Genomic DNA, 22,586 nt, shown 5'->3' on the forward strand with positions numbered 1-22,586 from the left:
GACATCTTGATCCACGGCAAAAACGTTATTTATGACTTAAGTAAAATCTCATTTCCCTTTTGAAGGAGGTTTTCGCGGTTTGATGTATTTACGAGCTTTACTGGTCTTCGCCTTATTGATTCCCTTCCACGCGCTGTCCCTGAATTTCTCTTCTACTTTCCTGCGTCTTAATTGTCCGCAAAGAGGACTTGTCGAGGTTATTCTGCACGTTTATGACCACACTCAGGAACGGTGGCGCGGCCATTTTGAAACCGGTGCGGGGCATAAACGTGCGGGTGATACCGAAATGATCCCGTTTGCCAACGGCGATATTCTCTTCCATTCCGTATCCAGCGACGCTTTCAGCTATTTATATGATGGGGAAACGATCCTGAGGCACTGCGTAAAGCTCGATGAGCGGCCGGTTTATCCGTCGTTTTGACGTGAGCAAAGCAAACTGGCCACCCTGTGGCCAGTTTGACGGGGAATCAGAAACGATAACCCGCAGAGAACATAAACACCCACGGATCCAGGCGAGTGCTGATACTTTGCTGCTGACCGCCCGCCTTGAAGCGTACGTCCGTATCAATATCCATATACCAGACCGAGGCGTTGATCAGCCAGTCACGGTTAATCAGATAATCCAGGCCAACCTGCCCCGCCATGCCCCACGAATCTTTCAGGCTGAGATCCGTCAGACCCGCCTCTTTACCGGTATCGTTGAATTTCTCATCAAAGAAGGTGGTGTAGTTCACACCGGCGCCAATATATGGACGCACCTTGCTGCTTGAGTCGCCGAAGTACCACTGCGCCATCAGCGTTGGCGGTAAATGGTGAACCGTGGCGATATCACCGGTTGGCCCGAGGCCCACGCGATGACGGAACGGCGTTGCGGCCAGAAGCTCAACGCCCACGTTATCCGTCGCCATATAGGTGAAGGTTAAACCTAACTGGGTGTTATTACTGACGTTAAAACCGCCCATTCCCAGCACGTTATCCGAACCTTCAGTTGGGCGAGCCGTAGCCGAACCGGCACGAATAAAGAATTCGCCTGCTTCATGCGCATACGCGCCGCCAGAGAGACTGCTTAATACAAGGGCTGCCACCGCTAATTTTTTCATATCCGCTCCATCGTTGTGGTTTTAATCGCGGATGAGAATATACTCACAAAAGAGTAATAAGTGATCTGCCACAGATCACATTAAAACCAGTAACTTAACATTCATTGATCTGGATTAATTTTTTGTTACGCACTCAAAACCAATAAGTTGTTTCCATGTCAATTTTTGGCATTTCACGGTTACAAAATTTTCCCTTTTCCCCCTCTTGCTCTTCCTCTGGCGGCTGGATAATTTATCGCTCTCACAAATTGATTTGATGCGTTCTTCTTTTGCAGGTGTGCCATGAGTGATATCAACCCGTGCATGACGTGCGGAGCCTGTTGTGCGTATTTTCGAGTCTCTTTCTACTGGGCCGAAGCCAGCGATGGCGGTGGTACCGTTCCGGTTCATCTTACCGAGCCGTTAACCCCCTTTTTGCGCTGCATGAGCGGCACGAACCAAAAGCAGGCCCGCTGTGTGGCGCTCCAGGGTGAGCCTGGGGTCTCGACCCGCTGTTCCATCTATGAGGATCGCCCCAGCCCGTGCCGGGAATTTGCCATGTCGGGGGAAGATGGCCAGGTCAACGAAGCCTGTAACCGCGCCCGCGCGCGGGTTGGATTACCGCCGCTTTACAAAGATATGCTTTTCCATACAAGCCTTGATGCTGCCACAGCAGGTGCATCCGGTGTACAATTGCCGGCTAATTAACACCTGCAATACTCAAGGAGAGTGCATGTCTATCACGGCGAAGTCTGTCTACCGTGACACGGGAAACTTTTTCCGCAATCAGTTCATTACCTTTTTACTGATCGCGTTGCTTTGCGCCTTTATCACGGTGGTGCTGGGCCATGCCTTCTCACCGAGTGAAGAACAGATTGCCAGCCTGAGCCAGGGCGACCATCTTGCGGGTAGCGTGGGGTTGTTTGAGCTGGTGCAAAATATGACGCCGGAGCAGCAGCAAATCCTGCTGCGCGCCTCTGCCGCGTCCACGTTCTCAGGCCTGATTGGTAATGCAATTCTGGCGGGCGGCGTTTTGCTGATGATTCAGCTGGTATCGGCGGGTCACCGCGTCAGCGCCTTACGCGCGATTGGTGCGAGTGCACCGGTCTTACCTAAGCTGTTTATCCTGATTTTTTTAACCACGATGCTGGTGCAAATGGGGATTATGCTGGTCGTGGTGCCGGGCGTTTTACTGGCTATCGTGCTCGCATTTGCGCCGGTGATGGTTGTGCAGGATAAGATGGGAATTTTTACCGCGATGCGCAGCAGCATCAGACTGGCATGGGCTAATATGCGTCTGGTGGCCCCCGCCGTGATCGGCTGGCTGCTGGCCAAAACGCTGCTGTTATTGTTTGCGCCGAATTTTGCGGTATTAACGCCTAACGTCGGCGCCGTGGTGGCGAATACGCTGAGCAATCTCATTTCAGCGGTACTGCTCGTTTATCTGTTCCGCCTGTATATGTTAATTCGTCAGTAATCCCGAGGCGGGGGCATCGCTGTCTCCCGCCCCGCTCAGAAGATGGAATCACAGAATGAAGCAGTTTCTTGATTTTTTACCGCTCGCGGTGTTTTTCGCTGTCTATAAGTTGTACGACATTTTTGCTGCAACAAAAGCGTTAATCGTCGTGACCGCCGTTGTGCTGATCTACAGCTGGATTCGCTATCGCAAAGTCGAAAAAATGGCGCTTATCACGTTCGTTTTAGTAGCGGTGTTCGGTGGATTGACCATTGCCTTGCATGATGTTGAATTTATTAAGTGGAAGGTGACTGTTATTTATGCGTTGTTTGCAGCAGCGCTATTGTTCAGTCAATGGTTCATGAAAAAACCCCTTATCCAGAGCATGTTAGGTAAAGAACTAACGCTTCCGCAGGTGGTCTGGTCGCGTCTGAATACCGCCTGGGCAATCTTCTTTATTCTTTGCGGTCTCGCTAACATCTATATTGCCTTCTGGCTGCCGCAGGATATCTGGGTCAACTTTAAGGTTTTTGGCCTGACCGCGCTGACGCTTATCTTCACGCTGTTAAGCGGCGTATACATCTATCGCCATATGCCCCAGGACGACAACCACTGATTACTGACTGACCAGAACGTCAACGACGGGCGTTCTGGTCTATTCTCTCCGCACGCGAATCATAGTAGCATCCCGCCTGAAGTCTTCCGTTACGAGTTAAAACAATGACAACAACTAACGCCCCTCAGGGCGAACTGGTTTTACGCACACTGGCAATGCCCGCTGACACCAATGCCAATGGCGATATTTTTGGCGGCTGGCTGATGTCGCAGATGGATATGGGCGGCGCAATTCTGGCAAAAGAGATTGCCCACGGGCGCGTGGTCACCGTGAGAGTGGACGGCATGACCTTCCTGCGCCCGGTTGCGGTGGGTGATGTGGTTTGCTGCTACGCGCGCTGCGTGAAGCGCGGCAATACCTCCATTTCCATCAACATCGAAGTCTGGGTGAAGAAAGTCTCTTCTGAGCCGATTGGGCAACGCTATAAGGCCACTGAAGCGCTGTTTATTTATGTTGCCGTGGACAGCGAAGGTAAACCTCGTCAACTTCCACAGGCCTGATCGACAGGCAAAAAAAAGCCTCCTTTCGGAGGCTTTTTTTATTCCATCTGCGCCCCGCCGTTCAGGCGGAAAACAATATTGACGATCAATCCGCTGCCCGGCTTGCCTGGCTCATAGCGCCATCTGCGCATGGCAGATTTCACTTCGCGCTCAAACATATTAGAAGGTTGCGCAGACAAGATTTCCACATTATCCACGCGGCCATCCGCAGTGACGTCAAATTTCACCCGTACGCGGCCTTCAATACGCAAGGCCTGAGCTCGCGCCGGATACTGAGGCTGATTGCGGCTTACGGCGCGCGGGCCCGCTGGTGCGGTTACGGTTGGCTTTGACGTCGTTGCCGTATTGTTCATCACCGGACGTGAAGGCGCTGCATTTTCGACCGGCTGAGTCGCACGCGGTTCAACCGGACGTTCCTCGCGTTTCGGACGCTCCTCGACCTTTTTCACCGGCTTTGGCTTCGGCTTAGGTTTTGGCTTCGGTTCAGGTTTGTGGATCACCACCGGAGCTTCCTTCGGTGGCGCCGGAACGGGCTCGGGTTCTGGCTCCGGTTCAGCCACCGGCTGTGGCGGCGGAGGGGCAACCTGCGGCGGTTCAAGATCCGCTGGCGAGACCATCGTCACCGAGATCGGCTGCGCGGGCGCGGGCATTTCAATAACCTGATGAACCGAGGTATACAGCAGACCCGCCACAACGGCACCGTGAATCACGACAGAAAGCAGCGTCGGCCAGGGAAAGCGGCGAGGTAAATCAAGGGTCATCGAAGTCATAGTCATCAACGTTAAAAAACCGAACCCTGATTTTAAATGCAAATAGCAATCATATTCAATAAGACACTTTGCTCTGGCGCAATTTTAGCGCCCGAGAGGCCAAAAAAGGCGCATACAGATCAGGGTATTAACATTGTTTTTATTTTACATTGCAGTCGTTTGCCCTTTCACATAACGTAACTGACACTTTTACCGGTTAAGGAGCTTCGCCGTGTTTTACGTGATTTACTCTGAAGATGTTGCTGATTCGCTCGAAAAACGCCAGTCTGTGCGCCCTGCGCATCTGGCACGTTTGCAGTTGCTTCAGGATGAAGGCCGATTACTGACCGCTGGCCCCATGCCCGCAGTAGACAGCAACGATCCGGGTGCTGCCGGTTTCTCCGGCTCCACGGTCATTGCTGAGTTTGAATCCCAGGAAGCCGCTCAGTCCTGGGCTGATGCAGACCCGTACGTTGCAGCGGGCGTGTATGCAAAAGTGACGGTGAGACCGTATAAAAAAGTGTTCTGATACCAAAGCGGCTCCGAAAGGAGCCTTTTTTAGGGTGGCGATTACGCGCCTCTGTGCCGGGTAAACTGCTGCTCTGTAATAAGGCTTCCCCACTGATCGCCTTCCCACTCTTTTACCAGCGTAAACCCATACGACTCGTACAGACGCCTGGCGGCGGTCAGCTTATTGAACGTCCAGAGGTGCACGGCAGAAAAACCGGCACTGTCGCAGAACCGCATGGCTTCATTCAGCAGTTTTTTTCCCACGCCGTGCCCCCGGCAGCCATCATCAAGAATAAACCAGCGAAGATGGGCTTCACCCGGCGCCAGATCCTCGCCATCGATCGCCACCGAGCCGACAATTTTGTCGTTGAGCACTGCCAGCCAAATCTGGTTACAGGGCTTCTCCAGTCTTTCACTAAACTCAGCCAGCCCCGAAGCCACTTTGGCCTCGAAGAAGCGACCAAAATTATGCTCCCGCGAATAATAACTGCCATGCATCTCCGCGATACGGCCAATCATGCCCGGGATATACCCCTGCACTATCTTCAGCTCATCGGGCTGCATATCATTGCCCGCCTCCCGACACGCCAGCAGCGCGTTGGCATAAAGGGAGAGCCCCTCAGAAATGGTCTGCTGCTGGGCAGGAGCAAGACGTTTTATTGCTGTGACCACGCGCTCATTGCTGAAGGTATTAATTTTACTGACCGTCTCGTGACCCTTCGCGGTCAGCCTGAGGCTCTTTGCTCTCGCATCCTCGGTAGAAATGACCTCCTCGAGTTCGCCTGCGGCAATCAGGCGAGCCAGCATCCGGCTGACGCTGGACTTTTCCAGGCCCAGCAGCTGTACCAGCTGACTCGCCGTCATCTCTTTTCGTAGGGCAATTTCGACCAGAGTATGGACGGCCGAAGGCGAGTAATTCGTTGAGGCCAGGGTAGAACCCATAAAACCTAACTCTCGCACCATCAGGCGCGAGGAACGTCGAATAACACTGACTACCGGGGTTTCGCTGTGCATGTTATGTCCTCACCATTTAGTTGTACTATACAACTAAATGGTGAGGGATTGTCAAACAGAATGAAAAAGGCTCCCGCAGGAGCTTTTGAAAACGCTTCAACACAATGAAATAAAAGGATTTATTTCAGGTCATGTCCACATACAGACCACATCGATATACCAAACCCCAGAATTAAGGGGTTTGGTATTAATAACTGGAAAAGATCTGATTAGTTTAGGGTATATTATTTAAAATGAAAAAAAATACTTATCAAGTATAACCTTACGCAACAAGTGCAATTGCTGTGCTCTCCAACTGGTCCATATAGAAAGTTAAAATCTCTTTATGTTTGCTAGGTCCTTTCGTTGGGATCATTGACAAAAACTCTCCAGAGGATAGTTGATTCAGGGGGACCGTAAGTAAAAAATCTTTAACCACTTTATTAAAATCATTCATACTTTCCATAGAGTTATGCGCTATATGGTTTCTTATTTTTTTCGCAGACATCAAATGGGTTAGAGAAGATGATATTGCAGTTTTAATTGGATTTTCCCCATCGAGATATACTTCAGCTCGACGAATTACAGTTTGGGGAGATGTCCAATCTAAATATGGTTGTGAAGATGTTATCATTGCTCTAGCATGCCCCCTATCATTTGGCTTCAAAAATGTTGCCAACTGCAAACCACTCTTTGTTGCCTCGCCAGAAAGATAGGAGATAAAGGTATTTTCAAGCAAATTTTCATAGGCCCTGTATATACGTAAAAAAATTGCCTCATAGAGAAGATTCCTTTCCTCCTTCGTCATCCCTGCAGATACACCATTAGCTTTTTGGCGCAATGATGATGCTTGATTGATCGCCGCCTTAAAGTCATTGAAATCATCAAGTATTGGCATTTTATATAGCATCTCTAATCTTTTTACAGATGAAGTCCGTCCTCAACTTACGTGATGAGAGGTCAGTCGTTGCTCTGCGAGATGCTTCGATGAATTCTTTATATTCATCATTTGGAGCTAGTGCATCTTTTGCGGTTACCTCATCATATCTCGCACTCACTTCATCTAAAGCATTTCTTATTTGACCAATATTATTTGCGTCAATGTTAGTTCTAGGTGTACCGTTTAATTCAGCCAATCCATATATGCAATGTGCAACTGATGTAAACAAGGTATAGAAAAAATGTATGCGGTGGTAGTTAGTTTGTTTTAACTCTTCAGCTGGATATATTTCACCTATTATCGTCATCACTTGATCAAATTTAGAACTAGCATCAATACTTTTAGCCTCGTCATCGTCGTATTTTTTATAGAGATTAGGTATTGATTTTTTAGGTTGAATTCCTTCTATTAAAGCCCCCAGTAGGTCTGATGACAATTCAGCCTCTGCCATTCTTGTTACTTCTTTTTCAGTAAGCACCCCACCTTCAATTAAGTATGCAACGTATTTAAATCCTAAACTATATGCGCATTGTTTGAAGAATCCTAAGTATTGAGCATTTAACAACTCTTGTGGATTTAATTTAACTGAGTAAGTATTCAAACGAGCAAATATATCCAAAATATCCTCAAAGGACAAATCAAACAGCATATCAACGCCAATTTCATATTTCAAAAACTCAGCTTTGACATCTTCAGGCAATTCATCATAATAGAATGAAGAAAATTCTCTATTATGTGCCCTGGATACTTTAAAGTCCCCATTTATATAACTAAGTATTGCTCGAAGACGCTGTTGCCCATCAACTACCGTTCTAATATTTCTACCAACATTTAGAGTCTGAGTTATCAGGATTTTTGGTATCGGCTTACCTCTTAAAATAGTATCAACCAAATAAGATTTAGCTTTTTCAGTCCATACTGACCTTCTTTGAAACTTTGGCGAAAGCTCAAGTAAACCGGTATGGCTCCATTCAACAAAGTCTGAAATGTTGTATGCACGAGTATCGAAATTCTTCATATTATTCTCTTAAATGTCACAGTTCATGTTTGTGAGATGTGAACTTAAATACTTTTAACATCTCAGCATATTTAACCATATTTTGTTAGTATAACATATTGGTAACTTAGTAGGTTACTTATAGTTAGCTATATATTTTAATACTACAGGTAAAATTGTGAACTGTGTGACATATTTTACGGCTGTCCCAAAGTACTAGTAATGTTCTAATCTAGAATGTTATCAGAATTATGATGCCTCGCAACTGCAAAAAATTACTAGCTCACATCCATTGGAGCTGTTGCTGTCCTGACGTTGCCGGATGTGGGGGCGCTGGCACAACCTCACCCGGGGAAACGATAAAGCGCGAAAGGGTTTCGGTCGTGACAAAGGTACAGCTGCAATTGATATTCTGGCACTGATGATACCGCTCCTTTGTCGTATCAGAAAAATAGCGACTTGTGCGGGCGTGAGCGGCGAAATGGCATTTTGGACAGTGAAACATGGCGAGCACCTCATTTAATTTCCGATGCGTTAATTGTACTCACTTTAACCTTATATAACAAACAGTTAAAACACATTACTACGTTAATTCTTCGCTTTCGTACTCCACATCCGAAACCTTAACCTCAAGCTCTAAGCCCGTCGTGTAGCCGTTCCCGTTGAGGTTATGCACCACCCGGGTGATTATCCACGCCTGCTCGTCTATGACGCGCTTAAACCCTTTCACCGCGATTGGCGTTTCAGGAAATAAATCTGCCCGACCGATCGCCAGCGAGATTGAAAACTCCGCAACGCCGCGCTGCAGTTTGTCCCACTTCGCCTGAGCGGCGCGCATGGCCTGCGCCTTTGTCGCATAAATGGTCGTCAGCTCCAGCACGTTGTCAGCCTCACCGGCCATGTACTCACCCTCGCGCGCTTCCTGCTCTTTTTTGGCTTTGGCCTTTGCCGGGGCTTTGGTAGCCTTTGGGTGTTGCAGCGCGCGCAGGTGCTTCTCTTTGGGCTTACGCTTGAGCTTCACCTTTTGCTTTTGCGGTTTCGGGTCTTTGGTGTGCAGCCATTTTGCCGTCACGCCTGTGTAGGCTTCCCGGTCAGCAATGGCAAACTGATGACGATCGCCGTCGCCGCGCTCAAGCGTCATCTGCGGAATAGGCTTACCGCTGGCCGTCTTACCGCTCCCCGCTTTCAGGAATAACAGTTTCCCCGCTTTTACCGAAACCGCCGCCCCGTTCCGGTCAGCCAGACGGGACAGAAACACCGCGTCAGATTCCTGCGACTGGTCAATGTGAGGCACGGCCACTGCTTTCAGCGTGTCGGCCACGCTGGCCGTCAGCTTATTGCGTGTCGCAATCGTCTCCACAATTTGCCCGAGCGTGGTGTCATGCCATGACTGTTCCCGGCGCGAGTTCAGCGTCCCGCGAAAATCGGCGCTTCGACCCCGGATGGTCAGCGTATCAGGCGCGCCCCTGTGCTCGATTTCGTCGACCGTGAACGTCCCTTTTTTTATCAGCGCTGAATCCTGCCATCCTAACCACAGCGTCAACGTTGCGCCGCGCGGTGGCAAAGCTATCTGGCCGTCAGTGTCATCGAGCTCGATATCAAGCAGGTCGGCCTCGAATCCGCGATTGTCGGTCATGGTCAGGCTGATAAGGCGGTCACTAAAATCCTGCGTGATATCCTCGTTATCCAGCTTGAGCATAAACGCCGGGGCTATCTTCGCCCCGGCCTGAATATTCATACCCGTAATCATCCCGCCAGCCCTCCCAGCCAGTCACCGGCAGACGTGACCAGATTGTCGGCCTGCGTTTTCAGGTCGCCATAAATGGCCGCCAGCGATTTATCGACCCGCTTAAGGGACAGGCTAAACTCGATTTTTCTCGCCGCTCCGTCGCTGAATAGCTCGGTGTGCGTATGAGTCACTTTGTCGATGACATACATGCCGTGGATCATGCCCGTTCCGTCAATCAGCGGCCACGCACGCCCCTCGTCTGCCATCAGCTCGATGGCGGTCAGTGACAGGCGTCCGCCGGTAATTTCGGGATAGAGGACACCCGACAGCGTGCGCGTGGTTTCACCTTCCCCGAGATACTGATAAGCAGGTGGCTTGCCGATACGGTCGTTTGACGCCCAGCGGTAATCCTTCGAATACTGCATGGACTGATAGGGCAGCGTGCGGCGCTCAAACACAAACAAACCTAATACCATTAACATGCTTTATCCCCCTCAGTCATGACGCATACTTGAGCGCTGACGCGCACGGTTTTCACGGTCGAATTTATCGACAGCCTCGCGGAGTTGCCGGTCAAGGTCGCTGCCCGGCGCGATGCCACCATTCAGGTTAATGTTGTATTCAGGCTTGCTCTGGTCGACGTAAGTCTTACCCGTGGGTGCCGTTACCGGCTGATATGCCTGATAACCGCCATATGCTGAGGTTGCCGGAATATAAGACCCATTTTGCGAGCCGGTGGCGGCACTGGCTTTAGCGGCCTTCTGGTCAAGGTCGCTCGATTCTTTATTGATAACCCCGAGCTTTTCCAGCAGCCAGTTAACGCCGGTGCGCAATGTATTAAAGCTTTTGAGCGGTAACATCAGCGCTTCGGCCAGCATCTTACCGAACATCACACCCGCATTTTTGCAGCTGTCGAGCGTCTCCTGCGTCGACTTAACCGGTGCTATCAGGTCTTTAAACCACTGCCACGCCACTTTCAGTTTGTCACCCAGCCAGTCAAAAACCGGCTTTAACGGTTCGAATAGTTCCACTACAGGGGCAAAAGCCTGCTTTAACCCCTCCATTACGCCTGAGAAAAACGCACTTATTGGCTCCCAGTATTTGCGGATAAGCAGCGCACCGGCGACGATGGCAACGCCAATAGCCACAATCGGCCAGGTAAGCGCCCCGAGCACGGTCATAATGGCACCGCCCACCACAGAGAAAACCGTCCCGAGCAGCGACGCACCGGCAATTAAAATATTAATGCCGGTAATGACCGGCCAGGCGACCAGACCAATTGCCCCGAGGATGCCAATAATTGCCAATGCGCCGCCTGCTATGATGCCGATGGTCTGTGCCAGCCCCTGATTTTTCTGGATCCAGCCGTCGAGCTTTAACACATATTTCGTGGCATTCTGGGTGAGCTTACGCAGTGAGCCCTCCTGCTGGTCAAACAGGTCAGTACCGACGGCCTCATAGGCTGACTGAAATTCTTTGAAGTCACCGCCGAGGTTGTCCTGCATGATTTTAACGAGCTCAGCGGTTTTCCCGTCCGAGGCTTTAAACGCCGCCGTGAGCTGGTCGAGCTTGCCGCTTGATGCCGCGGTCATCAGTACCGCCGCCGCCGAGCTGGCCTCCTCACCGAAAATGGTTTTCATGTACTCGCCTTTCTGGCTTGTTCCGAGATTATTTTTCTCAAAACTGCGCTGCATTTCTTTCAGAATGGCGAATATCGGGCGTGTGTTGCCCTTGCTGTCAGACGTTTTAACGCCGAGCTCTTTGATAGCCTCGTATGCCTTACCGGTCGGAGCTTGCAGGCGACTCAGGACGGCACGGCTGCCCGTCCCCGCCATCGAGCCGGTGATTTTGGCATCATGGAGCGCGCCGACCATTGCGGCGGTCTGCTCGATACTAACCCCGGCATTTTTTGCCACCGGCGCAGCATACGTCAGCGCGTCGCTCAGTCCGTCAAAGTCAGCGGCCGTTTTGTTCATCGTCATCGACAGCACGTCGCCGATGTGTGCGATCTGGTCGTTTGACATCTGAAACGCGGATTTCATCCCCGTCAGCAGCGCGGCGTTTTCTTCCATCGAGCGCCGGTTAGACAGCGCCATATTCAGCGTGACCGGCGTCGCCGCCTGAATGGCTGCAGCGTCCCCGCCGCTTTTCGCAATGATAATCTGCGCGCTCGCCGCATCATCTGCAGACGCTGCAGTATTGTCCCCGAGCTGGCGCGCCTGTTTGCGCAGCGCCTCCATTTCGGGTGACTGTTTTTCAACCCCGAGCACGGCCTGCAGCTCAGAGTTTTTCTGTGCAAAGTCATAACCGGGTGTGAGTAATTTCACTCCGGCCATCGTTCCCGCCGTGGCGATACCGACGCCCGCCGCGCCTGCCGCTGCAGCGCCTCCGGCAAGGGATTTACCGGCCTGATAACGTTCTTTAACGCGACTCAGTCGCGCCTGCTGCTGGCTGACCCGCGCCAGTGCCTCGCGCTGCCGGTTTAGCTGTGCGGTCGTCTCACTGATGCTGGTTTTCAGGCGGCGCTCATCCGCCGAGAGAGTACGGGTGTTAATCCCGGCCTGCGCGAGCTCGGTGCGCTGGCGCTGTACCGACTGCCTGAGGCTGTTGTATTTGAGCTGCAGGTCAGCGGCGGATTTCTTTGCCGCCTCCATCGCGCGCGCCTGCGCTGTTGTGGGGTTCTGCGTGTTTTTAAACTGCACGGCCAGCGCGGCGGCTTCCTGTTTGGCCTTGTTAAGCGACTGGCCTGTCACGGCAAGCTGTGCGCTTGCTTTCCTGAATCCGTCAATTCTGGACGCCTGCGCATTCAGATCGCGCAGGCTGTTTTGAGAAGTGCGGATATCGCCAGCAAGGGTCTTGCTGGCATTCTGGATAGCTTTAAGCGGTCGGCTTGCCCGGTCTACTGCGTTCAGCAGTACCTCAAGTCTGACATTATTGCTCATGGTGGTGTCCGCTTCGCTGCAGCGCCTTATCGCGCCATGTGATGAGCTCGGTCACGCTCAGGGAATTCAGCTCTGATGGCGGCCAGTGAAATATCACCGCGATATCCGCCATCAGGTCATCGACCGAAAAGTTATCCGGGAAGGTCAGCGAGCCGAAGATGGTGACAAAAAACCGACCACCTTACCGGCGAACAAAATCAGGTCCGATGCTTCCAGACGCATGACCTCGGACTCGGTCAGCGCCGGGTACGTCATGCGCGGCAGCACCTTAATCAGCGCATCGACGTCAGAGTTTGCCAGCGAGACCAGACTCACACCGCGCAGGGTTCCGGCATTGGGTTTGGTCAGCGTCACCTGTTCGATTTTTTGCTCACCGCGCATGATTGGATTATCGAGGATCACAATGTTTGGGTTTTCGGTTTCGGTGGTGGCGGTTTCGTTAATGTGTTCCATGATGTTGCTCTCTTTGAATATGAGTATGTGACCGGCCAGCCTGGCTGACCGGTTAACGGGTTACAGGCCAATCGCCCGGCGATGTTCTGCGAGACGGTCGACGCCGTCGACTTTCATCACCATGTTGACGACGTCAATCTCGATGACCTCTTTGCCGTCAATCGTGAGCTGGTAGTACGAGCACTCGGTCGCGATTTTGGTCGTGCCGCTTTCGCCCTGTTTATTCTCGCCGCCGTCGTACTCCTTGTGACGGCCACGCATGACAACCTCAACGGCGGAAATCGCGCCGGTGTCATCGCGCTGGAATGAGCCGGTGAAGCGCAGCGGCACACTGTCGGCACCCGGTGACGCGTACTGCGCCCACAGCTCAACGTCAGGCAGGCCGCCCAGCGTCCACTCAAGCGACAGCGCGTCGTCGTCGAGGCCGAGGTCAATCGACACCGAGCCCGGCATCCCGCCGCCGCGATATTTCTCAAGCTTGCGGGTCAGCTTTGGCAGGGTGACGGATTCAACGACGCCCATGTAGCTGAGACCGTCGTTAAACATGTTCAGGTATTTAAGTTTGCGGGGTAACGCCATGCTCTGAGCTCCTTAGCTGTTAACCGAGTCTGACAGGTCTGCCAGATAGGTATCGGTGATGCGCTGGCGCAGGGTCAGGTTTTCCAGCGGCGGGACGGGGGTGTAGTCGTAATCGATATACAGCTGCCCGGCTTTCAGGGTTTCCACGCTGTTTGACTCCGGGTCGTACCAGCATGAGCCGTCAACGATATAGCCGTTGTTTTTCAGCTCGCGGAATTTGGCATTGATACCGGCGACGATGTCGCGGATGAGCGTTGCGGAAACAGGCTTATCTATCGCCCACGCGTGCGCCTCCGCCATCGTGTCGGCCAGTACCTGCGCCGTGCGGGTGTAGTTTTCAAACACGAATAACGGATCGTCAGAGCAGGTGCGGTTACCCCAGAATTTAAAGCCGTCGTTGCGGATGAGCGTTGTCACCCCGGCCTGATTCAGCAGGTTGGCGTCGGTGGCCTGCTCCTGCAAATCCCATGATACCGAGGCACTGACGCCAGTGACGCCATTCACCCCGACGTTGGACAGCGTTTTGTGCCATCCGGTCTCCTGGTCGATTCTGGCGCGCAGGCCGAGCGCGCGGGCGGTCGCCCATGCAATATCAGTTTCGTTCGCCGTGGTGTCCCATGCCAGAAAATCAGGGTGAATGACCATCAGCTCGCGCTGGCTGAAATTCTCACGGTATTTGATGGCATCGGAAATGGTCTTGCAGCCCCACGCGCTCACATAGCCGAACGCGCGCAGGCTCTGGCAGGTCGACGCGAGCGCGGTCGCCACTTCCTGCGTATCCAGCCCCGGCACGCCGAGAATGCGCGGCTTAACGCCGGTGACGGTTTTCGCTGTTAAGAGCGCTTTAAGCCCGGTGTATTTGCCGTTTTCGTCGATCGTGCCGATGATGTTGGAAATGGTCTCTTTCTGCGCCGCTTCTGGGTCGTCCGGGTCTTCGGTGCCTTCGGGAACGCGCACCACCACAATGACCGGCTTGCACTGGTCGGCAATGGCCTGCAGGGATTTTGCCAGCGTGCCTTTTTTACCGGCTTTCCCGATAGCTGTTTGCACACTGGTAATCAGCACCGGCTCGTTAAGGGGGAATGTCTTTGCGTCAGCATCGCTGGCCGTGCAGACCATGCCGATGATGGCCGTCGAGACGGTGGAAATGGTGCGCGTGCCATCGTTAATCTCGATGACCTCGACGCCGTGATGATAGTCGCCCATCTGTTTAACTCCGTGGTTAAGGGGTGCGACTATTTTCTGTTGTGTATTCTGCAGGCGCGATGAAATGGCGTTGGCGGAGGGATAAAACAACAAACAAAAGCCCTCCGGGTGGAGGGCTCAGGTTACGCGGCTAATTCAGGCCAGTGAATATCCGGGGCGGCGTCGGTCTCGGTCGCCTCAAGCGCTTCGATATAATCAAGCACGTCATTCAGCCTGGTAACTTCTTTTTCGGTTAAACTGCGCCCGTTCATTTGCTTGAGCTGGATAACGGAAATCGACTGCAGCGCAGACTCAATCAGCTCCCGGCGCTTTTCCTCCGCCTCTGCGATAAGTTCGTCACGGGATGGAGCCGGACGCTCCTGCAGTACCGGATAACACTGCTTGTTCGGGACAATGATTTTACCTTGAGACAGGCCTTCCATCAGGTTGCGGTAATCCTCATCCGACACGCGCACAAAGAAGCCCGGCCACGTTCCCGCCTTGCGATATTCGGCTTCCAGCTCATCACAATAAAAGCCGCCAGTGCTGGCACGATATACATAACCCATAATTAATATCCCTCCGCTACATACATCAGCGTAACCGTACCGCCGCCAGCAATACGCAAGTTAAATCCCGTTCTGTCGACGTTATAAGGCTGCATTGCTGCACCTTGACCTGATTCTTCATTTCTAGTCGGGATAACGACATTGCACACACTAGGAAACGCTGTCGGGAAGGTGACGCGTCCGCTGTTCGGGACACCACCAACCACAGCAGCCACACGCATAGCCCCTGAACTTCCGCAGCGCCACCACGTCTGGCCTCCTGTCAACCATGCTGTGTTTGGCGCGGCATACTGATCACGCGGTGGCGGGTTATTAGGTGAATAAACGCGTACGCCCGGTGTATCGTATACTCCTGCACCTGCCTGAATCAGCCCAACGTTGCTGATGTTGCGCCCAGAGTGAATATCGTCTCCTGTGGCAAAATAGCCAGGGGCTGAAATGCTGCCATCAGGACCGATATTAAGTGAAGGACCACCGCCGCCACGCAGGCGCAATACCGCATCATCTCCGGCATAGATAAGAGCCATTTCTGCATTATCTTTGAAAAACCACAAATGCTTATTTCCATAACCTCTGATGAAAATTGCATTCTGTCCAAGCTCTGTATTCCCGTTACATGCCCGAATAAAACCGGGTGCAGTGATAGTGGCATTATCCGCATCGTACTGAACTTCACGGAAATAACGCCAGCCAGTATTCAACCCGTCATCTTCACGGATGGCATAGATAGACGTTGAACTCGTATAACTTACAAACTGGATCAATGGGCGGTTATATTGCCCCCCTAATGAAGGGTTGGTCGCTGCAATAACGTTAATATAATAATAATCCTGCTTCAGAAACTGCGGCGTATTCGTGCAATACCGCACATCCAAAAACAGCGATTCGCCGACCACAAAAGGATATGTCGCAAAATTAATCGGGTCATGGTTGCAGGAGGAAACAAAATTCCCTTTATACCCAACCGGTACTAAATCACCCGCAGCTTTATCGGCTACGTTTCTGTAAGCAGCATCCCGCAGGTTGTTTTTGAGGTTAGTCACGTCATCACTGACCAGCTTCACGGCTTTTGGCGTAGCCGCGAGCGCCTCAGAGATGCTGTTAGTTGCGCTGCTGAGCTGGACGATACCCTTTTGCGCCGTGGTCGCGTCCTGAGCCGTATATTTACCGTTAGCAAGGTCATATGCAGACTTAACTGCTTTCGGCGTCGCTGCGACGCTCTCAGACGTGCTGTCAGTCGCGCTGCTGAGCTGGACGATACCCTTTTGCGCCGTGGTCGCGTACTGAGCTGTGTATTTCCCGTTAGCAAGGTCATATGCCGCTTTGACCGCTTTCGGCGTCGCGGCGAGCGTCTCAGACGTGCTGTCGGTCGCACTGCTGAGCTGGGTAAACCCTTTTTCCTTAAGCGTGGCGTCAGGATGACGGCGGGACTGCTCATGCTCCGCCAGCTTATCATCGACATAGTCCTGCGTTGCCATCACCGTTGAGGTGTCAATCGTCAGCTCGACTGACTCGATGTCGCTTACCATGATGACCATACGCACGGTCTGTGCGCGGCCTGACCCTTCCTCAAGTTTCGGCTTATAGCTTTCCGCCATGTTGCCGACAGCAATCAGCGTGCCGGTATCGTCATAGAGCCCCATTTCGCGCATCCAGAAACCGCCGGTTTCAGGCGGGATGAGCAGCTCCGCGATCACATAATTTTGATGTTTGTTGTCCTGGCTGATTTTGTTCAGTGTATGGCGCCAGACTTCATTGACGAGCTCTGTCTGGCTGGCATCAGGCACCGGCAATGTGCCGCCACCGTCACCGACGGCCATTGCCGTAAAATTCACTTTTTTCCCGTTCGGGACGGTCGCTGCAGCAAGCTTAATCGCACCGGCTTTGGTGATGACCGTTTTATATTTTACTGTCATTATGTTCTCACTTATCCGGGTAAACCGTGATGATGTCGCCGTCATACGTCAGCGCGCCGGTGTAGAGATAGCCCGGCACATCCTGAATAATGTTGAGGCCGATAAGATGGCGGCTGGCTGGCTTAGCGTCCGCAATGAGCCGCTCCATCTCGTAATACATTCCCTCGGTGATGCCGGTCTCTAGCACACCGATATCGAGGCGAAATGTGCCGGGCGGGTCATTCGTTTCCCACCACTCAGACACGTTAATCAGATAGCCGAGCGGCTCGACCACGCGTCGAACCGCCCCAATCGTCCCTTTGTGCGCATGGATAAACCACGCCGCGCGGATCACATCCCGCTTTGTGGCTTCCGGCCAGTTCTCATCCCAGCGGTCAACGGAAAACGCCCACGCCAGCCATGGCAGCAGGTTTGCCGGGCAGTCGTCAGGACTCCAGAGGCGACGCAGCGGAACGGGGGTATTTTCAATCTCCGCGCAGGCGCGCGCCGCCGCCACCTCAAGCGGTGACGAGCCCACCGGCAGCAGGCGGGTATCATTCATCGTTGCCCCCGATCATCACGCTGTACTCGCTGCACCATGAGGCCTGCGTGTCATCGAGCACGATGTCGGCCACCGGTTCGGCCAGCTCGACGCGCTGCACGCCCTCGACGTGGAGCGCGGCATAAATTGCCGATTTGCGGATATCGCGCCCGAGCCGGTGCTGCGCGGTGATATACGCCTGCAGCTTTGCTTTTGCGGCACTGAGCACCGGCTCGCTTTCGGGGCCAGGGTAAAGGTAAAGCGTTGCGGTGATTTTATAGTCGATGATGCTCGCCGACTGCACGGTCACACGGTCAGCGACCGGCCTGACGTCCTCATCGTTCAGCGCGTTGCGCACGATGGCGAGCAGCTCGTCAGACGCCACGCCGTTATTTTCGCGGGACAGCACCGAGACCGTGACACACGCAGGCGCGGGACTGATGACCGAAATATCGGCGACCCGCCCGTCAGCGCTGCGACCGTGAAACTGATATGCACCGGTTGAGCCTGCGGTACTCAGCCCTTCCGGGGCTTGCTGGATGCGCAGACGGTAGTCGGTGTCCGACTCCATCACGGCAGGCGTCGGCGGCAACGTCGTGTCGTCTGCGGGGGTGATGACGAGACGCTCTACACTGGAGTTTGCGCCTATCTGGTCGAGGTCAGCACCGGTGGCGTAGGCCAGCATGACTGCGCGCGCGGCCTCGTTGACGCGCTGTCGCCAGATAACTTCCCGGTAGGCGTTTTCCTGCAGCAGCTTCATCAGCGGCTCAGACTCAAGCGTCAGCGTGCGCGCGATGGCGTCCTGCTGGTCTCCCGGGTACAGCGAGACGAGCGTCGCCTTTCGTTCGCTCAGGATGGTTTCATAGTCCAGTTCTTCCACGACGTCAGGCGCGGCGAGCTGGTTAAGGTCAACAATTGCCATAGCGTTTAACTCAGTGGAATGGTGAGTGAAAAAGGCTGGCCGCCAGTGGATCGCGTGCCGGTGATGTCGACATACAGCCCGCCGTCGGTCTCCGACCGTTCAAAGATGATGGTCGTCAGGCTGACGCGTGGCTCCCACTTCTGGATCGCGGAATAGCACGCGGCCATAATCTGCAGGCGCAGCACCGGGGTCTGCGGCTGGTCAATCATCTGCGACAGGAGCGAGCCGTATTCACGGCGCATGACGCGCGAGCCAACCGGCGTGACCAGAATGTCGCGCACGCTTTGCCGGATATGCTCAACCTCAGAGATACTGAGGCCGGTCTGGCTGTTCATTCCCAGATAACGCACCGTCATTGCGTCCCCTTTGTCCAGCTTCCGCCGCTCTGTACGTTGCCGTGCGCGTGGTTATCCACCTGCACGCCGTTTGATTTCAGTGTCCCGCCGGTGTGCTCGATGTTCCCGCGCATGGTGCCGCCTTTCTGCACTTCGAGCGTGCCGGTCGTCAGCTTGTTGGTGCAAACCACCTCCGGCGTATCGAGCGTGATGCGGCTCGACGCTTTCACCAGCACCACCGGCACGGTGGCCGTAATGGAATCCGACGCAGTGACGTCTGCGGTTTTGATACCGGATACGGTGAGCGCGCCGTTTTCGGGCTCGTACTCGATAACCGCCCCGTCAGGAAAGGACACGTGAAGCGCATCAGGGGAGGCAGACGGCGCGGGATGGTCGTCAGAGAAAATGCCGGGCAGCACAAACGCCGTATCGAGCTCGCCGCCAACAGCCAGTAAAAGCACCTGCTCACCAACGGAGGGAGCCCACCATACGCGCGAGCGACCGGCACGACAGGTTAGCCAGTTCAGCCAGGTGGTTTCCATGCCGCCGGTCTGGACACGGCAAAGCCCCTTTTCTACGTCGACTTCGCTAATAATCCCTGTCCGTATTAGATTACGCACAATTCGCAAGATGTCATTGAGTTCAGTTTTCATTCGAGCATAATGTAATGCTCTAACAATGATTTAAACTTACTGTCGTTTTGTCATTCTCTAAACAACGTAACGGGCAATTCTCAATGACAACCAAATTTTTTGAAACCCCACGAATTCAGCAAATGATACGTGAATACATTCTCGCAATTGATTCAACAGATGCACCAAGTGACTTCGATAGAGATAGGAACGCTCTCATTAAGGAGTCCCTAAATATGTTCTTAAAAGAACCGGACCGATGGGATTATGAAGCATCTTTTAATATTAAACACATTGGTGATATGATTTCTAACGAGCTAGAAGACAGAATACTTTCATCTCAAACACTAAATATCATGTTCACCTCCTGCTTCCGAATCATTGTTGAACCCAGCATATTTACTGGAATGACTGAAAGCCCATTTAGCACCATAAAACAAATTAAAGACTTTGGCATTTATAGATATAACGAATTTGATGACAGAAGCAAAGGACAACTCGATTACGCACTAAGAGAAATGCCATTAAATATTGTCAAAAATGCCTTCAGCGACACAGATATAAGTACTTATGATCAATTCATTAAAAAATTCAAATCAGCGCAAGAATTCGCAAGGGATTGGGAGGAATATATTGAGGAGAAAAACAAACAAATAAAGGACATTAAATCAACTCTTGAGGGATATGAGAGTGCTTTCAATTTTGTAGGCTTATATGAAGGTTTTAGCTCATTAGGTAAGCAAAAGAATAAAGAGATCTTCTGGTCTAGATTATTGCTACTTGCACTTGCACTTGCAATCCCCTGCCCATTACTCATCGAAATTTTTTCAACAATAAAAACCAACGCCACCGCAAGTTTAATCGACAAACTTATTTCCTTTATTCCATTTTTCTCCCTCACCTTTATTTTTATTTATTATTTCAGAGTTGCCTTAACAAATCACACATCACTGAAAGCACAGACACTACAAATTGACCTCAGAAAAAGTCTTTGTCAGTTTATCCAAAGTTATGCGGATTACTCAAAAAAAATAAAAGACTCTAATGGGAATTCGCTTGCAAAATTTGAAGATGTTATATTCTCTAACATTATGCCGAGCCAAGAGAAAATACCGTCAACATTTGATGGAGTAGAACAAATTGCATCATTAATTGCAGCAGTAAAACCAAAGTAAGAAAATAATACTTGGTGGGGTACCCCACCAAGTAAGTCACTGAATTTTTAGATGTTTAACAACTAACATTTCAATAAGATATTTCTCCGTTTGACTAATTCCAAGTAACTGGCGCTCTGCGTACTGCACGTTACGGCTGTGCGGGTTTGGCCGATCTTTTAGACCATGCTGATGAATCCGAGCAATACGCTGCACTTTGCCGGTAAACTCAACTACCGTGATGTTTTCACGACCAGTAGCTTTCATGTACCGGTTTGTCCTGAGCTTCTGGAACATCGCCCGTTTAATCCGCCCGGTCTTAGCCCTGAGCGGCTGACGCTTTCGCGCCTGATACGGTGAGCCGTTCGGGGCTATCTGCAGCTTGATGCGTTGCTGTTGCGACTTGCGCAGCTCCTTTGCAATCTCCCCGGCCAGCTTGCGGCGCGCAGCCGGTGACAGGGCAGCAATCAGGCCATTGAGCCGGTCGTCAAAGGGCTTAAATTCACTCATCCCATTTGCTCACCAGTTCGCCATTGATATAGAGCTCTTTTGGCCGGGTGACGGGCTCCGGCAGCGGCGGCTCAGGGGCATAGCTTACGTGAAGCGCGCCGTTTTCCTCCTTGATGAGGGTGCGCTCGGTGAGCTGCAGGCTGATACTAATATCGACGCTGTCCCCGTCGTTCAAATCCATCTGAAAACGGTAGCCCTTTTTGCGGCCGTCATCGAGCGTGCAGATATCCGGCTGGTTTTCCCTGAGCCATGCGGCCACCGGCACGAAAATCAGGTCAGGGTCGCCGACAAAGTCACACACGATCACATTCAGGGTGTAAATTTTCTCATGTGAGAGCGAGGCCGCGAGCCGCGCATCGATATTTCCCTCATCGGCAAAGATGCGCATCATTTCGGGGTTTGTTTCAAGCTGCGGAACGGCTTTAATCAGCGCTTCGCGCAGGCTGCGTGCTTTCTTCATCGAGTTTATCCTGACAGTCTTTGACGGTTTCAACCTGCAGCGCGCAGGCGGCGAGCGCGTGCTCAAGCCTGCGTATATCGGCGCTCAGGTCGCCATTAGTGGCCGGGTCGCTTCCCGGCATCGGGCAATAGCTCACCTTCGGGCAGGCGCTGTAAACAATGACCGGCGGAGGCGCAGGCGGTGCGGGTGTGCAGCCGACGCACAACATCAGGCAGCTCAGCGCTATACCAGCGGCGTAGGGTTTCATTCTCATTTATCAGCCTCGTAATGGTTTCTTCACGCTGCACGGCCATCGCACCGGCGGCCAGCAGTTCACCGCGTAAACTGGCCTGCGCGGTTTCATTTCGCCTGGCAATTCCCTGCGAAACGGAAAGCTGATTTTTCAGCATCCCGATCGCGGTTTTTTGTTCCGTGGCGACCCTGTTTGCCCGTTCAAACGAGCGCGTCAGGTTGCCGTTTTCATGACGCTGCCAGAGCACAACCGCAATAAGCGCGGCCAGTAAAAACAACATCACTTTCATTCAATCCCCCTGAGGCAGTAGGCACGCTCGCGCGCGCGGCGGTTTTCCAGCCCCTTGTTAATTTCGCCATTCACATACACCCAGCGGGTGAGCTGGTCGCAAGCCTGCGGCCACTGCTGGCGTTTGATAAACGAGACCAGCGTCGACCGGCAGGCCGCGCCGGTTCCCACGTTGAATGAGAAGCTGACCAGCGCGTCGTAAACGTGCTGCGGCATTTTCACCGGCGCGCATACGGCCAGACGTTTCTCGACGTTCAGCACATCCGCGACGAGATTCGCCGCCGCCTGACGTTCGGTGATTTCCCCTTTCGGCACGACGC

The 22,586-nt window shown here is 52.6% G+C and carries 31 protein-coding genes; 7 read left to right on the plus strand and 24 right to left on the minus strand.

Going from position 1 to position 22,586, the window contains the following annotated elements:
• Positions 1-82: 82 nt before the first annotated feature.
• Positions 83-421 (plus strand): hypothetical protein, encoded by a 339-nt coding sequence (locus tag ACVCAM_RS19770; protein WP_071530987.1) that lies wholly within the window; start codon positions 83-85, stop codon positions 419-421.
• Positions 422-467: 46 nt separating this feature from the next.
• Here the strand turns inward: ACVCAM_RS19770 and ompW are convergent, their stop codons facing one another.
• A complete protein-coding gene (gene ompW / locus ACVCAM_RS19775) occupies positions 468-1,100 on the minus strand; it encodes an outer membrane protein OmpW (RefSeq protein ID WP_008502800.1) in 633 nt (210 codons plus the stop codon).
• 282 nt (positions 1,101-1,382) lie between these two features.
• Between ompW and ACVCAM_RS19780 the strand changes: the two genes are divergently transcribed.
• The 4 genes from ACVCAM_RS19780 to yciA all read left to right on the plus strand — a co-directional run bounded on the left by ACVCAM_RS19780 (position 1,383) and on the right by yciA (position 3,651).
• Entirely contained in the window at positions 1,383-1,787 is a 405-nt protein-coding gene (locus ACVCAM_RS19780) for a YkgJ family cysteine cluster protein (protein WP_021240310.1), read from the plus strand.
• Positions 1,788-1,812: 25 nt separating this feature from the next.
• A complete protein-coding gene (locus ACVCAM_RS19785) occupies positions 1,813-2,556 on the plus strand; it encodes a YciC family protein (protein WP_023292236.1) in 744 nt (247 codons plus the stop codon).
• A gap of 55 nt (positions 2,557-2,611) precedes the next feature.
• Positions 2,612-3,151 (plus strand): septation protein A, encoded by a 540-nt coding sequence (locus ACVCAM_RS19790; protein WP_008502797.1) that lies wholly within the window; start codon positions 2,612-2,614, stop codon positions 3,149-3,151.
• Between the two features lie 104 nt (positions 3,152-3,255).
• Positions 3,256-3,651, plus strand: coding sequence for an acyl-CoA thioester hydrolase YciA (gene yciA, locus ACVCAM_RS19795; RefSeq protein ID WP_008502796.1), 396 nt, complete (start codon positions 3,256-3,258; stop codon positions 3,649-3,651).
• Positions 3,652-3,689: 38 nt separating this feature from the next.
• Here the strand turns inward: yciA and tonB are convergent, their stop codons facing one another.
• A complete protein-coding gene (tonB, locus tag ACVCAM_RS19800) occupies positions 3,690-4,412 on the minus strand; it encodes a TonB system transport protein TonB (RefSeq protein ID WP_024907102.1) in 723 nt (240 codons plus the stop codon).
• Positions 4,413-4,632: 220 nt separating this feature from the next.
• Between tonB and ACVCAM_RS19805 the strand changes: the two genes are divergently transcribed.
• Positions 4,633-4,929, plus strand: coding sequence for a YciI family protein (locus ACVCAM_RS19805; protein ID WP_407223433.1), 297 nt, complete (start codon positions 4,633-4,635; stop codon positions 4,927-4,929).
• A 41-nt stretch (positions 4,930-4,970) separates the two neighbouring features.
• Here ACVCAM_RS19805 and ACVCAM_RS19810 read toward each other — a convergent pair whose 3' ends face one another.
• The 17 genes from ACVCAM_RS19810 to ACVCAM_RS19890 all read right to left on the minus strand — a co-directional run bounded on the left by ACVCAM_RS19810 (position 4,971) and on the right by ACVCAM_RS19890 (position 19,643).
• Positions 4,971-5,924, minus strand: coding sequence for a bifunctional helix-turn-helix transcriptional regulator/GNAT family N-acetyltransferase (locus ACVCAM_RS19810; protein ID WP_025913085.1), 954 nt, complete (start codon positions 5,922-5,924; stop codon positions 4,971-4,973).
• A 262-nt stretch (positions 5,925-6,186) separates the two neighbouring features.
• Complete coding sequence (locus tag ACVCAM_RS19815; RefSeq protein ID WP_248260796.1) at positions 6,187-6,801, minus strand: hypothetical protein; 615 nt, start codon at positions 6,799-6,801, stop codon at positions 6,187-6,189.
• Position 6,802: 1 nt separating this feature from the next.
• Positions 6,803-7,861: a DUF262 domain-containing protein gene (locus ACVCAM_RS19820; RefSeq protein ID WP_248260797.1), complete on the minus strand. Its 1,059-nt coding sequence runs from the start codon at positions 7,859-7,861 to the stop codon at positions 6,803-6,805.
• A 262-nt stretch (positions 7,862-8,123) separates the two neighbouring features.
• Complete coding sequence (locus ACVCAM_RS19825; RefSeq protein ID WP_248260798.1) at positions 8,124-8,345, minus strand: DNA-binding transcriptional regulator; 222 nt, start codon at positions 8,343-8,345, stop codon at positions 8,124-8,126.
• A 78-nt stretch (positions 8,346-8,423) separates the two neighbouring features.
• Complete coding sequence (locus tag ACVCAM_RS19830; RefSeq protein ID WP_447093648.1) at positions 8,424-9,590, minus strand: phage late control D family protein; 1,167 nt, start codon at positions 9,588-9,590, stop codon at positions 8,424-8,426.
• Positions 9,587-10,051, minus strand: coding sequence for a phage tail protein (locus ACVCAM_RS19835; RefSeq protein ID WP_023333118.1), 465 nt, complete (start codon positions 10,049-10,051; stop codon positions 9,587-9,589). The genes ACVCAM_RS19830 and ACVCAM_RS19835 overlap by 4 nt, the downstream gene beginning before the upstream one ends.
• A gap of 12 nt (positions 10,052-10,063) precedes the next feature.
• Positions 10,064-12,511: a phage tail tape measure protein gene (locus ACVCAM_RS19840; protein ID WP_248260800.1), complete on the minus strand. Its 2,448-nt coding sequence runs from the start codon at positions 12,509-12,511 to the stop codon at positions 10,064-10,066.
• The gene (locus ACVCAM_RS19845) at positions 12,501-12,659 is read right to left on the minus strand and encodes a GpE family phage tail protein (protein ID WP_320206160.1); all 159 of its coding nucleotides are present in this window, start codon (positions 12,657-12,659) and stop codon (positions 12,501-12,503) included. The genes ACVCAM_RS19840 and ACVCAM_RS19845 overlap by 11 nt, the downstream gene beginning before the upstream one ends.
• Positions 12,656-12,964 carry a phage tail assembly protein gene (locus tag ACVCAM_RS19850; RefSeq protein ID WP_248260801.1) on the minus strand — a complete coding sequence of 103 codons (309 nt, stop codon included), beginning with the start codon at positions 12,962-12,964 and terminating at the stop codon, positions 12,656-12,658. The genes ACVCAM_RS19845 and ACVCAM_RS19850 overlap by 4 nt, the downstream gene beginning before the upstream one ends.
• 60 nt (positions 12,965-13,024) lie before the next feature.
• Positions 13,025-13,543, minus strand: coding sequence for a phage major tail tube protein (locus tag ACVCAM_RS19855; protein WP_023333115.1), 519 nt, complete (start codon positions 13,541-13,543; stop codon positions 13,025-13,027).
• Between the two features lie 12 nt (positions 13,544-13,555).
• A complete protein-coding gene (locus tag ACVCAM_RS19860; protein ID WP_248260802.1) occupies positions 13,556-14,749 on the minus strand; it encodes a phage tail sheath protein in 1,194 nt (397 codons plus the stop codon).
• A gap of 122 nt (positions 14,750-14,871) precedes the next feature.
• On the minus strand, positions 14,872-15,297 hold the full coding sequence (locus ACVCAM_RS19865) for a tail fiber assembly protein (protein ID WP_248260803.1): 426 nt from the start codon (positions 15,295-15,297) through the stop codon (positions 14,872-14,874).
• 2 nt (positions 15,298-15,299) lie between these two features.
• Positions 15,300-17,213 carry a phage tail-collar fiber domain-containing protein gene (locus tag ACVCAM_RS19870; RefSeq protein WP_248260804.1) on the minus strand — a complete coding sequence of 638 codons (1,914 nt, stop codon included), beginning with the start codon at positions 17,211-17,213 and terminating at the stop codon, positions 15,300-15,302.
• A gap of 7 nt (positions 17,214-17,220) precedes the next feature.
• Positions 17,221-17,754: a phage tail protein I gene (locus ACVCAM_RS19875; protein WP_248260805.1), complete on the minus strand. Its 534-nt coding sequence runs from the start codon at positions 17,752-17,754 to the stop codon at positions 17,221-17,223.
• The gene (locus tag ACVCAM_RS19880; protein WP_248260806.1) at positions 17,747-18,655 is read right to left on the minus strand and encodes a baseplate assembly protein; all 909 of its coding nucleotides are present in this window, start codon (positions 18,653-18,655) and stop codon (positions 17,747-17,749) included. The genes ACVCAM_RS19875 and ACVCAM_RS19880 overlap by 8 nt, the downstream gene beginning before the upstream one ends.
• 5 nt (positions 18,656-18,660) lie before the next feature.
• Positions 18,661-19,011, minus strand: coding sequence for a GPW/gp25 family protein (locus tag ACVCAM_RS19885; RefSeq protein WP_248260807.1), 351 nt, complete (start codon positions 19,009-19,011; stop codon positions 18,661-18,663).
• On the minus strand, positions 19,008-19,643 hold the full coding sequence (locus tag ACVCAM_RS19890) for a phage baseplate assembly protein V (RefSeq protein ID WP_248260808.1): 636 nt from the start codon (positions 19,641-19,643) through the stop codon (positions 19,008-19,010). The genes ACVCAM_RS19885 and ACVCAM_RS19890 overlap by 4 nt, the downstream gene beginning before the upstream one ends.
• Positions 19,644-19,726: 83 nt before the next feature.
• On the opposite strand from ACVCAM_RS19890, the gene ACVCAM_RS19895 reads away from it, so the two are divergent.
• Positions 19,727-20,797, plus strand: a complete 1,071-nt coding sequence (locus ACVCAM_RS19895; protein ID WP_248260809.1) for a hypothetical protein — start codon at positions 19,727-19,729, stop codon at positions 20,795-20,797.
• Positions 20,798-20,833: 36 nt separating this feature from the next.
• On the opposite strand, the gene ACVCAM_RS19900 is transcribed toward ACVCAM_RS19895, so the two are convergent.
• The 5 genes from ACVCAM_RS19900 to ACVCAM_RS19920 form a co-directional block, all read right to left on the minus strand.
• Positions 20,834-21,286: a phage virion morphogenesis protein gene (locus ACVCAM_RS19900; protein ID WP_248260810.1), complete on the minus strand. Its 453-nt coding sequence runs from the start codon at positions 21,284-21,286 to the stop codon at positions 20,834-20,836.
• The gene (locus ACVCAM_RS19905; protein ID WP_023338712.1) at positions 21,279-21,746 is read right to left on the minus strand and encodes a phage tail protein; all 468 of its coding nucleotides are present in this window, start codon (positions 21,744-21,746) and stop codon (positions 21,279-21,281) included. Before ACVCAM_RS19905 ends, ACVCAM_RS19900 begins: the two co-directional genes overlap by 8 nt.
• Positions 21,709-21,954: an Rz1-like lysis system protein LysC gene (lysC, locus tag ACVCAM_RS19910; protein WP_072163335.1), complete on the minus strand. Its 246-nt coding sequence runs from the start codon at positions 21,952-21,954 to the stop codon at positions 21,709-21,711. Before lysC ends, ACVCAM_RS19905 begins: the two co-directional genes overlap by 38 nt.
• A complete protein-coding gene (lysB, locus tag ACVCAM_RS19915) occupies positions 21,842-22,267 on the minus strand; it encodes an Rz-like lysis system protein LysB (RefSeq protein ID WP_248260811.1) in 426 nt (141 codons plus the stop codon). Before lysB ends, lysC begins: the two co-directional genes overlap by 113 nt.
• On the minus strand, positions 22,264-22,586 hold a 323-nt coding region (locus ACVCAM_RS19920), incomplete at its 5' end, for a lysozyme (RefSeq protein WP_447093649.1). The genes ACVCAM_RS19920 and lysB, both read right to left, overlap by 4 nt.

This window comes from Enterobacter sp. CFEC122 (genome assembly GCF_052983755.1).